The sequence below is a fragment of the Pseudomonas sp. LBUM1658 genome (assembly GCF_059716055.1).
This window is the reverse complement of record NZ_CP166798.1, coordinates 1,744,755-1,758,232: the sequence shown is the minus strand read 5'-3', so window position 1 is coordinate 1,758,232 and position 13,478 is coordinate 1,744,755. Positions and strand designations below refer to the sequence as shown.

The 13,478-nt window shown below is 61.4% G+C and carries 10 protein-coding genes; 5 read left to right on the top strand and 5 right to left on the bottom strand.

The genetic code is table 11. The features are described from left to right. Positions 1 to 72: 72 nt before the first annotated feature. The 4 genes from ACA064_RS07930 to ACA064_RS07915 all read right to left on the bottom strand — a co-directional run bounded on the left by ACA064_RS07930 (position 73) and on the right by ACA064_RS07915 (position 3,912). Positions 73 to 519 carry a PleD family two-component system response regulator gene (locus ACA064_RS07930; protein ID WP_497672877.1) on the bottom strand — a complete coding sequence of 149 codons (447 nt, stop codon included), beginning with the start codon at positions 517 to 519 and terminating at the stop codon, positions 73 to 75. A 311-nt stretch (positions 520 to 830) separates the two neighbouring features. Continuing rightward, positions 831 to 1,547 carry an MgtC/SapB family protein gene (locus tag ACA064_RS07925; RefSeq protein WP_497672876.1) on the bottom strand — a complete coding sequence of 239 codons (717 nt, stop codon included), beginning with the start codon at positions 1,545 to 1,547 and terminating at the stop codon, positions 831 to 833. A 412-nt stretch (positions 1,548 to 1,959) separates the two neighbouring features. Further along, positions 1,960 to 3,297 (bottom strand): lysine N(6)-hydroxylase/L-ornithine N(5)-oxygenase family protein, encoded by a 1,338-nt coding sequence (locus ACA064_RS07920; RefSeq protein WP_497672875.1) that lies wholly within the window; start codon positions 3,295 to 3,297, stop codon positions 1,960 to 1,962. Between the two features lie 132 nt (positions 3,298 to 3,429). After that, positions 3,430 to 3,912 (bottom strand): sigma-70 family RNA polymerase sigma factor, encoded by a 483-nt coding sequence (locus tag ACA064_RS07915; RefSeq protein WP_497672874.1) that lies wholly within the window; start codon positions 3,910 to 3,912, stop codon positions 3,430 to 3,432. 308 nt (positions 3,913 to 4,220) lie between these two features. Between ACA064_RS07915 and ACA064_RS07910 the strand changes: the two genes are divergently transcribed. The 3 genes from ACA064_RS07910 to ACA064_RS07900 are packed head-to-tail and all read left to right on the top strand — an operon-like array spanning position 4,221 to position 8,769. After that, on the top strand, positions 4,221 to 5,393 hold the full coding sequence (locus ACA064_RS07910) for an efflux RND transporter periplasmic adaptor subunit (RefSeq protein WP_497672873.1): 1,173 nt from the start codon (positions 4,221 to 4,223) through the stop codon (positions 5,391 to 5,393). Continuing rightward, complete coding sequence (locus ACA064_RS07905; protein WP_497672872.1) at positions 5,394 to 7,367, top strand: MacB family efflux pump subunit; 1,974 nt, start codon at positions 5,394 to 5,396, stop codon at positions 7,365 to 7,367. It abuts the gene before it with no gap. A 7-nt stretch (positions 7,368 to 7,374) separates the two neighbouring features. Further along, positions 7,375 to 8,769 (top strand): efflux transporter outer membrane subunit, encoded by a 1,395-nt coding sequence (locus tag ACA064_RS07900; protein ID WP_497672871.1) that lies wholly within the window; start codon positions 7,375 to 7,377, stop codon positions 8,767 to 8,769. A gap of 158 nt (positions 8,770 to 8,927) precedes the next feature. Here ACA064_RS07900 and pvdP read toward each other — a convergent pair whose 3' ends face one another. Beyond that, positions 8,928 to 10,550: a pyoverdine maturation tyrosinase PvdP gene (pvdP, locus tag ACA064_RS07895; RefSeq protein ID WP_497672870.1), complete on the bottom strand. Its 1,623-nt coding sequence runs from the start codon at positions 10,548 to 10,550 to the stop codon at positions 8,928 to 8,930. 264 nt (positions 10,551 to 10,814) lie between these two features. Here pvdP and pvdM point away from each other — a divergent pair, with 264 nt between their 5' ends. Further along, positions 10,815 to 12,170 carry a pyoverdine-tailoring dipeptidase-like protein PvdM gene (pvdM, locus tag ACA064_RS07890; protein WP_497672869.1) on the top strand — a complete coding sequence of 452 codons (1,356 nt, stop codon included), beginning with the start codon at positions 10,815 to 10,817 and terminating at the stop codon, positions 12,168 to 12,170. 11 nt (positions 12,171 to 12,181) lie between these two features. After that, positions 12,182 to 13,462 carry a pyoverdine-tailoring periplasmic protein PvdN gene (pvdN, locus tag ACA064_RS07885; RefSeq protein ID WP_497672868.1) on the top strand — a complete coding sequence of 427 codons (1,281 nt, stop codon included), beginning with the start codon at positions 12,182 to 12,184 and terminating at the stop codon, positions 13,460 to 13,462. Positions 13,463 to 13,478: the final 16 nt, after the last annotated feature.

Genomic DNA, 13,478 nt, shown 5'->3' with positions numbered 1-13,478 from the left:
AGGCGAAATGGCGAGAGATCAGGTGGGGAATACGACCTGAAGAAGGGAGGGTGAACAGGCCAGCCTGACCCCTTAGCCCGCATTGCTCTGGCAGGCATCGCGCAGCCGGGGCGTCGCTGCTACTTCGGCATATTGAGTGTGGGGATCGATATTTTTCATCAAACGCCTGACCGACTCGAAGTCCGGCGTGCGTGCCAGGCTTACCTGGATCTTCTGCCGGTGACGAGCCTGGATCGGTGCCAGTTGCGCGTGCTGGCCATCATAGATAAACCCGTGCCGAATCTGCTCGTTGTCGACGCAGAACGCCAGCAAGTCGAGATCGAATCCGGCGGTCATTGACGCACTCATCATCAGCAGATCGAACGGTTCACAGCCATATTCGACCAGGGATAAAAGCTCTTCGACGGTGTTCACCGGGGCTATCCGGAAATAGCCCAATTGATTCAACAGCCTCTCGACTTTCATTCGATGAAAATGCTGCCCATCGGCAATCAAGATGCGTAACGCTTTATTAAACATATTTGGCAACCAGGGCAATGACGTTCCAGCAGACCCGTGCCTGCCAACTTCCGATAGAAACCTAGGCTATGCGAGACCTTGCGGATTTAATGTAGGACTTTTCTCAAAAGCTCAGGGCATTTCCTTACGCGCGGGCCTCACCACCTGGACACAAGGTGGATGACCGGTGCAGTTGCACGCCATCAACCACTTTGCGAACCCGAGGCAGGCAGTAGTGGCGATTGGGGCGGCGGCTCGCGGAAGGACTTATTCCGCTGGCTTGTAGGAGATTTTCCAGTGAAAGGCTTTAGACGCTCATTGACCTGGGACCACTACTCAGTAGTACTCGGACTCCAGAACGCCTGCACCACCAGCGTCGAAGTGGAGATACGCGCCACCAGTTCATCCAGCTCGTCGCCGTCGACCGAAGTTGTGGCCAGGGTTGCTTCGATCTCCACCTCGTCCGCACCGAACGCATGCACGTCGACATCGCTCGCCGGGTAGTTGCAGCGTTCCAGCTCGGTTTCGAGCAACGCCAGCACAGCCTTTTGTTGCGAGCGCCGGGCGATGACGTAGACGATATTGGTCACCTCGGTCGACACCACATCCAGTGGCTGGCGGTTGATGTTATTGACGATCGGCCGCAACAAGGTGTTCGCCGCGAGGACGAACAAGGTGCCCAGCAGCGCTTCCAGGACCAGGTCGGCACCGGCACAGGCACCGACTGCCGCCGAAGCCCAGAGGGTCGCCGCAGTGTTCAGGCCACGGACGTTGCCCTCCTCGCGCATGATCACCCCGGCACCGAGAAAGCCGATGCCCGAGACCACGTACGCCACCACCTGCACCGCCCCTTCGGCGCCTATCAGCCGGTTGGCCATGTCGACGAAAATCGCCGCGCCCAGTGCCACCAGCACGTTGGTCCGCAAGCCGGCGGTGCGCTGGCGATACTGACGTTCGAAGCCGATCAGCCCGCCTAGAATGAAGGCCGCACTGAGGCTGACCAGAGTGTCGCCCAGTGAGGTCAAGTTGATGTTGTTGAGTGCTTGCATGGAAACATTTCTCCTTGATCGCCAAGGCTCTTTGTATCCCTCGAGCAACAAATCACAGTCCCGTCGATGGCGCTGCGATGACAGCACGAAGCCGTGCATCACGCCTGTTCAGCGTCGATGAGCAGGACGTCGGGATGCCGGTCGGGGACTTCCCACTACGGGTCTGTGCAATTGATGAAAACGCGCGATGCTTATGCCCCGATTTTCAGAGAGTAGACCGTTGAAAAGTGTCCGTAAGGCGAATCGAAAGATTCTTCAGGAAGGGTTCAGGTAGCAATATCCAGGTCGGCCGCAAAAAGATCGCAGCCTGCGGCAGCTCCTACACCGACCTCGTACATCCGCGAAATGGCAGGTGTACGAAAATCCTGTAAGAGCTGCCGCAGGCTGCGATCTTTTCAAGATTTCATCAATCTCAGCTGGCAGTCGCCAACAACAAATCCCGCACCGAACGACTGTGTCCGCGGGCCTTGCCATGCTCATACAGCGAAGTCGCAATCTCATCCGCACGGATCGGCAACACCGAGAGCAAGGTGTCACTCAACCCGTGACTGGCCTGGCAAAAGCCCTGCATGTAGATCCCCGCCTTGCAGCGCTCATCGGTGAGCAGCCGATAGTTGCGGTCCACCTCGAAGTCGCCCAGATATGCTTCAAGCGGTGCAAGCAGTTTGCGGTGCATCTGCCGCTCATAACCGGTGGCGAGCACCACCGCGTCATAGTGGCGAACATTCAGTTCACCGGTGGCGTTGTTGCGCACCGTCAGTTGCACCCCATGTTCGGTCGCCGTGGCTTTTTCCACGGTGGTCAGGGTATGGAAGGCGTGGCGGGCGATTCCGGAAACTTTCTGCCGGTAGAAGATGCCGTAGATACGTTCGATCAGGTCGATATCGACCACCGAATAGTTGGTGTTGTGGTACTCGTTGACCAAGCGTTCGCGCTCGCTGCTGGCTTGCTGGAACACCAGATCAGTGAACTCCGGCGAGAACACCTCGTTGACGAACGGGCTGTCATCGGCCGGTTTCAATGCCGAGCCGCGCAGGATCATATCGACCTGCACCGAAGGGAAACTGTCGTTCAGGTCGATGAAGGCTTCTGCCGCACTCTGCCCGCCGCCGATGATCGCGATACTCATCGGTTGGCCGTTGACGCAGGGTTGTTCGGCCATGCGCTCCAGGTACTGCGAATGGTGGAATACCCGCCCGTCATCCTTGAGCGCCTTGAACGCTTCGGGAATCCGTGGCGTGCCGCCGGCGCTGACCACCACCGCACGGCTGGTGCGGACGAACTCCTGACCCTGGGTATCCCGGGAGATCACTCGCAGCGCTTCGACCTGCTGGTTATGCAGGACCGGCTCGATGGCCAAAACCTCTTCCCCGTAGCGGCTCTGTTCGCGGAACTGCCCGGCGACCCAACGCAGGTAATCGTTGTACTCCATGCGGCACGGATAGAAGGTGCCCAGGTTGATGAAGTCCACCAGGCGACCGTGGGTTTTCAGGTAATTGACAAAGGAATAAGGGCTGGTGGGATTGCGCAGCGTCACCAGGTCCTTGAGAAAGGAAATCTGCAATTCGCTCTGGGTCACCAGGGTGTTGCCGTGCCAGCGGTAGTCAGCCTGCTTGTCGATAAACAGCACATCCAGCGCGCCTTGAGCCGGCCCGCGCTCTTGCAGCGCGATGGCCAGCGCCAGGTTCGAGGGGCCGAAACCGATGCCGATCAGATCGTGAACGAGAGTCGATGCAATTGCCTGTGTCATTTCCAGTGTCCTCTGGATAAGCCCCCCTCAACGCGGGGAGAAAGCCGTAGTGACCTGACCGGCCTGTGACAGGACAGCAGATCGTCTGTTGAGAGGAACGAGGACGATGAAAAAAAATTTAGCTGCCGCGGCTCAGTGTGCGTCCCACTGCTTTACCCGTACCCGGCAATGTTTCATGGCATTGACGATGTGCTTCTCCACCAAGCTGCGGGAGATACCCAGGCGTTCGGCGATTTCCGGATGAGACAGACCTTCGATCTTGCGCAGCAGGAAACTCTCGCGACACAGCGCGGGCAACTCGGCCAGCGCCCGTTGCAGCATGTCCAGGCGTTGTCCGTGATCGAGGGAGGTCTGGGGTGAAGGCGTGAAGAAACGCTCTTCAGTGTCGAGCACTTCCAGCGATTCGACCTGGCGCAAGGCATTGCGCCGGTGGCCGTCGATTACCAGATTCAGTGCCGTGCGATAGAGGAATGCCCGCGGCTGCTCGATCGGCGTGGCGCTGGAGCGCTCCAGCACCCGGACATAAGCGTCATGCACCACATCTTCGGCCACCTGCAGGTTGCCCAGCCTGGCGTTGAGGTAGCACACCAGTTCGCGATAGTAGTTTTCCAACATGACTCCCGGCCGCAGTCGGTGCGGCTGTTGTCCTTGAGCATGACCGACTGCCCCGAAACCTCCGGTGCAAGATGATGGCAGTTTGAAGTCGCGTAATTTATAGTAATTCTCATGTAGATTTAAAGAGTTGGTTACAAATGCTTGCGATATCCTCGGATAAACGGCGCTAACCACCTATATGAACAGCTAAATTCCAACCCCTCGTCCTCGTTTACCTGACAGCTCCCCGTATCTGTCGGTCCACCGACAGCGTTCAACGCTGCCTGAAGCCTGAACGACGGGCCGACTTCCATTGGCCGGAACCCTGCATGAAACGTCCCCGAAAAACCCGACGCGCCCTGCTTGTAACGCTCTGCCTGCTCCCCGTGATTGCCTTCGCCGCCTGGCAAGTCATCCCGCCGGGCCGCGACAAACTCGCCACCGTCCAGGTCAGCCGTGGCGACATCGAAAGCAGCGTTACCGCCCTTGGCACCTTGCAGCCGCGACGCTATGTCGACGTCGGCGCCCAGGCTTCCGGGCAGATCCAGAAGATCCACGTCGAAGTCGGTGACGAGGTCAAGGAAGGCCAACTGCTGGTGGAAATCGATCCGTCCATGCAAAAGGCCAAGCTCGATGCCGCGCGCTTCTCCATCGAGAATCTCAAGGCCCAGTTGCAGGAACAGCGCGCGCAATATGATCTGGCCCGACAGAAATACCAGCGTCAGCAAAACCTCGCTGCTGGCGGTGCCACTCGCGAAGAAGACGTCCAGACCGCCCAGGCGGAAGTGCGCGCCACCCAGGCGCGGATCGACATGTTCCAGGCCCAGATCCGTCAGGCCCAGGCCAGCCTGCGCAGTGACGAAGCCGAACTCGGTTACACCCGCATCTACGCGCCGATGTCCGGCACAGTGGTGGCCGTGGACGCCCGGGAAGGCCAGACCCTCAACGCGCAACAGCAGACCCCGCTGATCCTGCGTATCGCCAGACTGTCACCGATGACCGTCTGGGCCGAGGTTTCCGAGGCCGATATCGGTCACGTCAAACCGGGGATGAACGCTTACTTCACCACCCTCAGCGGTGGCAGCCGGCGCTGGACCAGCAACGTGCGGCAGATCCTGCCGATCCCGCCCAAACCCCTGGAGCAAACCAGTCAGGGCGGCGGTAGTCCGAGCAGCACCAGCAAGAGTGGCAGCGCTCGGGTAGTGCTGTACACCGTGTTGCTGGATGTCGACAACGCCGACCAGGCCTTGATGGCCGAGATGACCACCCAGGTGTTCTTTGTCGCCAATCGCGCGCAGAACGTGTTGACCGCGCCCATCGCCGCCTTGCAGGGCAGCTCGAAGCCGGACAGTCAGACCGCCCGGGTGGTCGCCAAAAACGGTGATATCCAGGCCCGCGAAGTGCGTACCGGTATCAGCGATCGTATGCGGGTTCAGGTGCTTGAGGGGCTCGATGAGGGCGAGCACTTGCTGATCGGTCCTGCCGCCGGCAGCGGAGGCTGAATGCAAACGCCGCTGATCGACCTGCGTGACATCCGCAAATCCTATGGGGGCAATGACAGCCCCTTGGTCGAGGTGCTGCGCGGCATCGACCTGTCGATCCATGCCGGAGAGTTCGTGGCGATAGTCGGCGCCTCAGGCTCAGGCAAATCGACCCTGATGAACATCCTCGGTTGCCTCGACCGCCCGACTTCCGGCGAATACCTGTTCGCCGGCGAAAACGTCGCGCAACTGGACAGCGACGAGCTGGCCTGGCTGCGGCGCGAAGCCTTCGGTTTCGTGTTCCAGGGCTACCACCTGATCCCTTCCGGCTCCGCCCAGGAAAACGTCGAGATGCCGGCGATCTATGCCGGCACCCCGGCAGCCCAACGCCACGCCCGCGCCGCCGCCCTGCTGGATCGCCTGGGGCTGGCCGAACGTACCGGCAATCGCCCGCATCAACTGTCGGGCGGGCAACAGCAGCGAGTGTCGATTGCCCGCGCCTTGATGAACGGCGGCCATATCATCCTCGCCGACGAACCCACCGGCGCCCTCGACAGCCATAGCGGCGCCGAGGTCATGACCCTGCTCGACGAACTGGCGAGCCAGGGCCATGTGGTGATCCTGATCACCCATGACCGCGAAGTCGCTGCCCGCGCCAAGCGCATCATCGAAATCCGCGATGGGCTGATCATCAGCGACACCGCCCGGACCGATGCCGGAGTGTCAGTCCCGATCAATCCCGGAGCGCTGCAAGCCGTCGATCTGCGCAAGCGCCTGAGCGAGGGCAGCGAAGCCACCGGCGCCTGGAAAGGCGAACTGCTGGACGCGGTGCAAGCCGCCTGGCGAGTGATGTGGATCAACCGTTTCCGCACCGCATTGACCCTGCTCGGAATTATCATCGGTGTCGCTTCGGTGGTGGTCATGCTGGCCGTGGGCGAAGGCAGCAAGCGTCAGGTCATGGCGCAAATGGGCGCCTTCGGCTCGAACATCCTCTACCTCAGCGGCTCCTCACCCAATCCACGCACGCCGCCGGGCATCATCAAGCTTGACGAAGTCGCCGCCCTGGCCGCCCTGCCCCAGGTCAAGCGGATCATGCCGGTCATTGGCAACGAAGCCGTGGTGCGCTTCGGCAACGTCGATCACACCGCCTACGTCGGCGGCAACGACACCAACTTCCCGGCGATCTTCAACTGGCCGGTAGTTGAAGGCAGCTACTTCTCCCAGGCCGATGAAAACACCGCAGCCGCCGTGGCGGTGATCGGGAAAAAAGTCCGCGACAAGTTATTCAAGGATGTCGCCGATCCGATCGGCCAATACATCCTGATCGAGAACGTGCCATTCCAGGTGGTCGGCGTGCTGGAAGAAAAAGGCGCCAGCTCCGGTGATCAAGACAGCGACGACCGGATCGCCATCCCCTATTCGGCCGCCAGTATCCGGCTGTTTGGCACCTATGATCCGGAATATGTGGCCATCGCCGCGGCCGATGCGCGCAAGGTCAAGGAGGCCGAGCTGGCCATCGACCAGTTGCTGCTGCGCATGCACAACGGCAAGCGCGACTTTGAACTGACCAACAACGCCGCGATGATCCAGGCCGAAGCCCGCACCCAGAACACCCTGTCGCTGATGCTCGGCTCGATTGCCGCGATCTCGCTGCTGGTAGGTGGCATCGGGGTGATGAACATCATGCTGATGACCGTCCGTGAACGCACCCGCGAGATCGGTATCCGCATGGCCGCCGGCGCCCGGCAACGGGACATCCTGCGCCAGTTCCTCACCGAGGCGGTGATGCTCTCGGTGGTCGGCGGGATTGCCGGGGTCGCTCTGGCGCTGATGGTGGGCGGTGTTTTGCTGCTCAGTGACGTGGCGGTGGCCTTCTCTCTGCCAGCCATTTTCGGCGCCTTCGGCTGTGCCCTGGTCACCGGTGTGGTTTTCGGTTTCATGCCCGCCCGCAAAGCTGCCCGGCTCGACCCGGTCACGGCCCTTACCAGTGAATGATCGCCCTATGAAACCCCCTCTGAGTCTCCTTGCCGCCTGCCTGCTGCTGAGCGCTTGCAGCAGTCCTGCGCAGCGCCTGGACAGCGGCATTCAACCGCCCGCAGCCTGGCATTCGCCCGCTGCCGCAGCCACCCGACAAACCAGCGAACAATGGTGGACGCACTTCGGCAGTAGCGAGCTGGACCGACTGATCGGACAGGCACGCCTGGGCAGCTTTGATTTGGCCGCGGCCATGGCGCGGGTACGCCAGGCGCAAGCGACGGCGGTAATCGCCGGCGGACCGCTGCTGCCGGAGATCAAGGGCGGGGTCAACGCCAACCGGCAAAAACTGCTGCGCGGCGATGGCTACAGCCAGCTGGATGCCGACAGCAGTAACAAGGCCGTGGATTACTTCGATGCGAATCTGAGCGCCAGCTACGAGATCGATTTCTGGGGCGGCAAACGCGCGGGCCATGACAGTGCCCTGCAAGGCGTGCGCGCCAGCGAATTCGACCAGGCCACCGTAGAGCTGACATTGCTCAGCAGCGTGGCCAACAGTTATGCCCAGGCCCTGTCGTTGCGTGAGCAAGGGCGGATTGCCGAGTTGAACCTGGCCAACGCGCAAAACGTTTTGCAACTGGTGCAGACCCGCTACGACGCAGGCTCCGCGACCGCCCTCGAACTGGCTCAGCAAAAGAGTCTGGTAGCCGCCCAGCAGCGGCAATTGCCAGCGGTTCAGCAGCAAGCCGAGGACGCCCTGATTACCCTGGCTGCCTTGCTCGGCCAACCGGTGCAAGCACTGACACTCGGCGAGCAGCGCTTCGAGCAATTGAGCTGGCCGAGCATCGGCGCAGGCCTGCCCAGCGACCTGCTCAGTCGCCGCCCGGACATCGCTCGCGCCGAAGCCCAGTTGGCTGCCGCGCAGGCTGACGTCAGCGTCGCCCGCGCCGCCATGCTGCCCAGCGTTACCTTGAGCGCCAACTTCGGCTCGGGCGCCAACAACGCCGCGGATATTTTGCGCAGCCCGTTTTACAACCTGACTGCCGGGCTGGTGGCGCCGATCTTCAACAACGGCCGCCTGGGTGCCGAACGCGACAAGGCCACGGCCCGCCAGCAAGAACTGCTGGAGACTTACCGCGGCTCGATCATCAACGGTTTTGCCGACGTCGAAAAAGCCCTCAACAGCATCTACGGCCTGGACCGGCAACGGCAGTGGCAAAGCGAAGAACTGAGCCAGGCGCAAACCGCCTTCCGGATCGCCGAAAGCCGCTACCAGGCCGGCGCCGAAGACCTGCTGACGGTACTCGAAACCCAGCGCACGCTGTATGCCGCGCAGGATCTGAATGTGCAGCTGCGACTGGCGCGGGTACAGGCCAGTGTTGCGCTGTACAAGGCATTGGGTGGGGGGTGGTCGGTGCTGTGATTCTTGCTTCAAGAGATGTAGTGATTGTCCTATCGTCATCGCGAGCAAGCTCGCTCCCACATCAGATCGTCGGTGTGCACATTATCTGCGAAACACAGGAGATCGAGTGTGGGAGCGGGCTTGCTCGCGAAGAACGATAACGCGGTCGACCTGCCGATTTACAACTGACGCCCTTTGACCTTCATATTCCGTGCATACCACGGCCTCTGCGGCACCTTGCGCAACAGGTCAGCGACTTTCTTTTCATCACCAAAGGTGATGCGCAGCGCCAGCTTCATGGTCTCCGGATCCATCTCCACCGACTTGCCAGCCTGCAGGCCCGGAGTGGTGCTGCATCCATGGGTGGTCGGCCCCAGCCAAGGGTCGGCGATTTCGACCCAGCGTCCCGGTGCGAACCAGGGCACGCCGTTGACTTGCAGTCGACTGAGCTCGCCGGGATGGAAGCGTTCGTGGGCCCGAAACCAGTCTTCCAGACGGTCGTCGATCCAACCGTGGAAGTGCCAGAACACCGGGTTTACGTGGGAGGAAAACGGGTCGCCGAGAAAGTCGTTTTCCGCCGAGTACCAGCGCGCGGCGAAGTCCGAAGGATCGCGGGCAAACGGCACCGGCACGCCGTTCGACGGATCGCGCGGCACCGAGGCCCAGCGCATGTGCAACCAGTCATGCAGGCCCAGTTCGACCTCCGAGCCGAACTGGCCGAGGGTCAGTTTCGCCAGGTAACGCGGATCGCGATACTGCGACTCCCACACCTGGAAATTGCTGTGATAGGTCTCGGCCGCCTTGATATCGCGGACCCATTGGCTGTACTCGGTATCTCCCTCGGCCAGCCAGGTCGGTGGCAAGGCAAAACCGTCGTGGTTGTCGAAATATCGCGCGAAACCCTGCCGGTCGCGTTCAAGCTCCGGCTGCGGCACGGGAAAGTCCGGCCAGGAGGGCAAGTCCTGCATCGAGCGTGCGGTGCCGAGCATGTGCCGGTGCATGAAAAAGAAATCGATCCCCGAGCCGTTGCGGTCTTTGCGCGGCCCCCGGGCGTCACGCTCCCGGTCCCGCGGGCCGGGCTGCCAGCCAATGCCGCGCAGTGCGCCGCGTTGCTCTTCGGAAAGGTTGTGCCACTTGTCCCGCGAAGCATGCCAGAGCTGATGGAACAGTCGGTGCTCGGGAGAAATCAACCACGCCCGAAAGCCCGGGTTCAGGGCAATCCGTTCACGGGCTTCGGGGAAGCGGCGCTTGGTGGCGACAAATCGATTGTCCAGCTCGGGCAGACCCAGGGGCCGATCCAGGCGCAGGATCCGCCCGCTGAGGGTGGCGCTGCCGGCATTGCCGAAATCGGCCCAGACTTCATCGAGGCTGACATTGAACTCGTAGGCCGGTGAGCCGGCGCTATCGACGCTGACCAGTCGCCAATGCAACTCGGCGGGATTGGCCTGCAGCAAATCTCCGACGACTCGGAACCGCGGCTCGTCGGACGCTCGCAAGCGTTCGGCACTATCCAGATAGCCACGCAGCCCGCGACCACGATGGGCGATATCCAGAAACAGCTCCAGACCGTGTAGCGGCAAGCCGTCGAGACCGGCATCCCGGCCCTCGAAACGAATCTCCCAAACGCCGCGCAGACTGTCCGCCAGATGCTGTCCGGCGGTGTCCGCCAGATCGACCGTGGCCTCCCCCGGGGTGATTGTCTCGTCTACCCGCGTCAACTCGCGATGCGCATAAAAAGCCGCAGGCACGGCGGCGCCGGTCAGCGCCAAGCCCGCGATGAACCCTCGTCGAGAAATTGTCATTGCCCTACCTGTGTCAGCCATGAAGCTGGCTTTATCCAAGCTAGAACGTTTGTTGGGTGGGGAAATTTAAGCGCGGCGGGCGGTGCAAAAAGATCGCAGCCTTCGGCAGCTCCTACGGATTTGTGTTCGCCTGCAAATCCACGACTGCACTCGATCGGTGTAGGAGCTGCCGCAGGCTGCGATCTTTCCGGGACCAGCCTAAATTTCCAGGCCTTCTCCTCGTTCTTCCCAGATACCTCGACGGCGAACCTGACTGAGATGGCAATGACAAAACCACGTTCGAAAAAGGCTCTTTATATCGGCCTGCCGCTGGCCCTGGCCGTCACCGCCGGCGCAGGTCTGCTGGCCTGGAATTACTGGTTCAAGGACAACCCCGGTTATCCGGTCAGGGTGATGAAGCAGGCTGATGAACTGCATGAACGGATGATTTCCTTCGACAGCCACATCACCGTGCCGCTGGATTTTGGCACTGCGGGCAACGAAGTCGACAAGGACGGTTCCGGGCAGTTCGATCTGGCCAAGGCCAACCGTGGACGCCTGTCGGGTGCGGCACTGACGATCTTCGGCTGGCCGGAAATGTGGAACGGCCCCAATGCCCCACACAAGCCTACCGCCGGTTTCGTCGATGAGGCCCGCAACCAGCAGGAGGTTCGCTACAAGATCATCTCCGGCATCGTCCGCGACTTCCCCAACCAGGTCGGCATCGCCTACACCCCGGAGGATTTCCGGCGCCTGCACGGCGAAGGCAAGTTCGCGATCTTCATCAGCATGCTCAACGCCTACCCGCTGGGCCACGACCTGAGCCTGCTGGACAAGTGGGCTGCACGCGGCATGCGGATGTTCGGCTTCAGCTATATCGGCAACAACGATTGGGCCGACTCCTCGCGCCCGCTGCCCTTTTTCAACGACTCACCGGACGCCCTCGACGGCCTCTCGGACATTGGCAAACAGGCAGTGCAGCGGCTCAACGATCTGGGGGTGATCATTGACGTGTCGCAAATGTCCACCCAGGCCCTGACCCAGGTTGCCCAACTGAGTCGCACGCCAATGGTCGCCTCGCACTCGGCACCCCGGGCCGCGGTCGACATCCCGCGCAACCTCAGCGACAAGGAGTTGCAGCTGATCAAGAACAGCGGTGGCGTGGTGCAGATCGTCGGCTTCTCGGCCTACCTGCGGCCATTGAGCCAACCGACCCAGGACAAGCTCAATGCCCTGCGCGCACGCTTTGACCTGCCACCGCTGCCAAATCTGGCGATGGCCCTGATGCCCGGTGACCCGATCATCGCCGCCTGGCCGGAACAGAAGTTCGGCCAGTACGCCGGCGAGCTCTACGGCATTCTCGAGGAGGAACCCAAGGCCACGCTCAAGGACCTGGGTGACGCCATCGATTACACGGTGAGAAAAATCGGTATCGATCACGTTGGCATTGCCTCGGACTTCAACGAGGGTGGCGGGGTCAAGGACTGGGAAAACGTCGGCCAGATTCGCAACGTGACCGCCGAACTGATCCAGCGCGGTTACTCCGAGGCGGATATCGCCAAGCTTTGGGGTGGAAACTTCCTGCGGGTCTGGGATCAGGTGCAGAAAGCCGCCAAACCCGCCCTGACTTCTGCCAAGTGAACAATACAGCCATGAGTGATCGTCGAACCTTTCTCAAACAGGCCGGGATCCTGGCCGCCGCCCTGCCCCTCGGTGCCGGGATCAACAGCCAGGCCATGGCCGACACCCTGCAAGCACTGTCCAAGGACAAATGGGCGCAACTGCGCCAGCTGTTCCTGCTCGATCCCGACTACATCCACTTCTCGAACTTTCTGGTCACCTCCCACCCAAGGCCGGTGCGTGAAGCCATCGACCTGCACCGCGCCTGGCTCGACCGCAACCCGGGCCTGGCGATGGATTGGGACCGCGAAGAAACCTGGAAGCACGAAGCCGAGGTCCGCAACCGGGCCGGCCAGTACCTGCAGGCCAAACCCGGGCAAATCGCCCTGACCGGCAGCACCACCGAAGGCCTGGCGATGATTTATGGCGGGATTCATGTGCGCCCGGATCAAGAGATCCTCACCACCGAACACGAGCATTACTCGACCCACAGCATTCTCGAGTTCAGAGCGCAGAAGCAGCAGACCCGCGTGCGCAAGATCAGGTTGTTCAAGGACCCGCAACAGCTGTCGACCGATGAGGTGCTCGACTCGATCCGCCGCAATATCCGGCCCGAAACCCGGGTCCTGGGGATGACCTGGGTGCACTCGGGCAGCGGGGTGAAACTGCCGCTGGCAGAGATCGGCAAACTGGTGGACGAACACAACCGTGATCGTGACGACCAGGACCGGCTGCTGTACGTCGTCGACGGTGTACACGGCTTTGGCGTCGAAGACCTGAGCTTCCCGGAAATGAACTGCGACTTCTTTATCGCCGGCACCCACAAGTGGCTGTTCGGCCCGCGCGGTACCGGCATCGTTTGCTCGCGCTTCGAGGAGCTGAAATACCTCACCCCCAGTGAGCCGACCTTCTCCGAAGACAACAACTTCGCCACCAGCATGTCCCCCGGCGGCTACCACGCCTTCGAGCATCGCTGGGCCCTCAACGAAGCCTTCAAATTGCATTTGCAACTGGGCAAGGCCGAGGTTCAGGCACGTATTCATCAACTCAATAGTTACCTCAAGCATCGCCTGCAGGAACATTCGCGGATCGAACTGGTGACGCCCCTCAGTCCCGAGCTGTCGGCCGGTTTCAGCTTCTTCCGGATCAAGGATCAGGACAGCGACCAGGTAGCGGCTTATCTGATGCAGAACCGGGTAGTAGTCGATGCCGTGGAGCGCGATGTCGGCCCAGTGATCCGGACCGCTCCGGGCCTGCTCAACAGCGAAGCGGAGGTCGACCGCTTCATGGCCTTGCTGAGCAATAGACTTTGATTCCTTGAAGCTTTCC

What these genes read in the sequence shown, in the direction of transcription:
- pvdP (WP_497672870.1), bottom strand. Translation starts at nt 10,550, where the DNA reads ATGACAATTTCTCGACGAGGGTTCATCGCGGGCTTGGCGCTGACCGGC.
- ACA064_RS07900 (WP_497672871.1), top strand. Translation starts at nt 7,375, where the DNA reads ATGAAACCCCCTCTGAGTCTCCTTGCCGCCTGCCTGCTGCTGAGCGCT.
- ACA064_RS07925 (WP_497672876.1), bottom strand. Translation starts at nt 1,547, where the DNA reads ATGCAAGCACTCAACAACATCAACTTGACCTCACTGGGCGACACTCTG.
- pvdN (WP_497672868.1), top strand. Translation starts at nt 12,182, where the DNA reads ATGAGTGATCGTCGAACCTTTCTCAAACAGGCCGGGATCCTGGCCGCC.
- ACA064_RS07910 (WP_497672873.1), top strand. Translation starts at nt 4,221, where the DNA reads ATGAAACGTCCCCGAAAAACCCGACGCGCCCTGCTTGTAACGCTCTGC.
- ACA064_RS07905 (WP_497672872.1), top strand. Translation starts at nt 5,394, where the DNA reads ATGCAAACGCCGCTGATCGACCTGCGTGACATCCGCAAATCCTATGGG.
- ACA064_RS07930 (WP_497672877.1), bottom strand. Translation starts at nt 519, where the DNA reads ATGTTTAATAAAGCGTTACGCATCTTGATTGCCGATGGGCAGCATTTT.
- ACA064_RS07915 (WP_497672874.1), bottom strand. Translation starts at nt 3,912, where the DNA reads ATGTTGGAAAACTACTATCGCGAACTGGTGTGCTACCTCAACGCCAGG.
- pvdM (WP_497672869.1), top strand. Translation starts at nt 10,815, where the DNA reads ATGACAAAACCACGTTCGAAAAAGGCTCTTTATATCGGCCTGCCGCTG.
- ACA064_RS07920 (WP_497672875.1), bottom strand. Translation starts at nt 3,297, where the DNA reads ATGACACAGGCAATTGCATCGACTCTCGTTCACGATCTGATCGGCATC.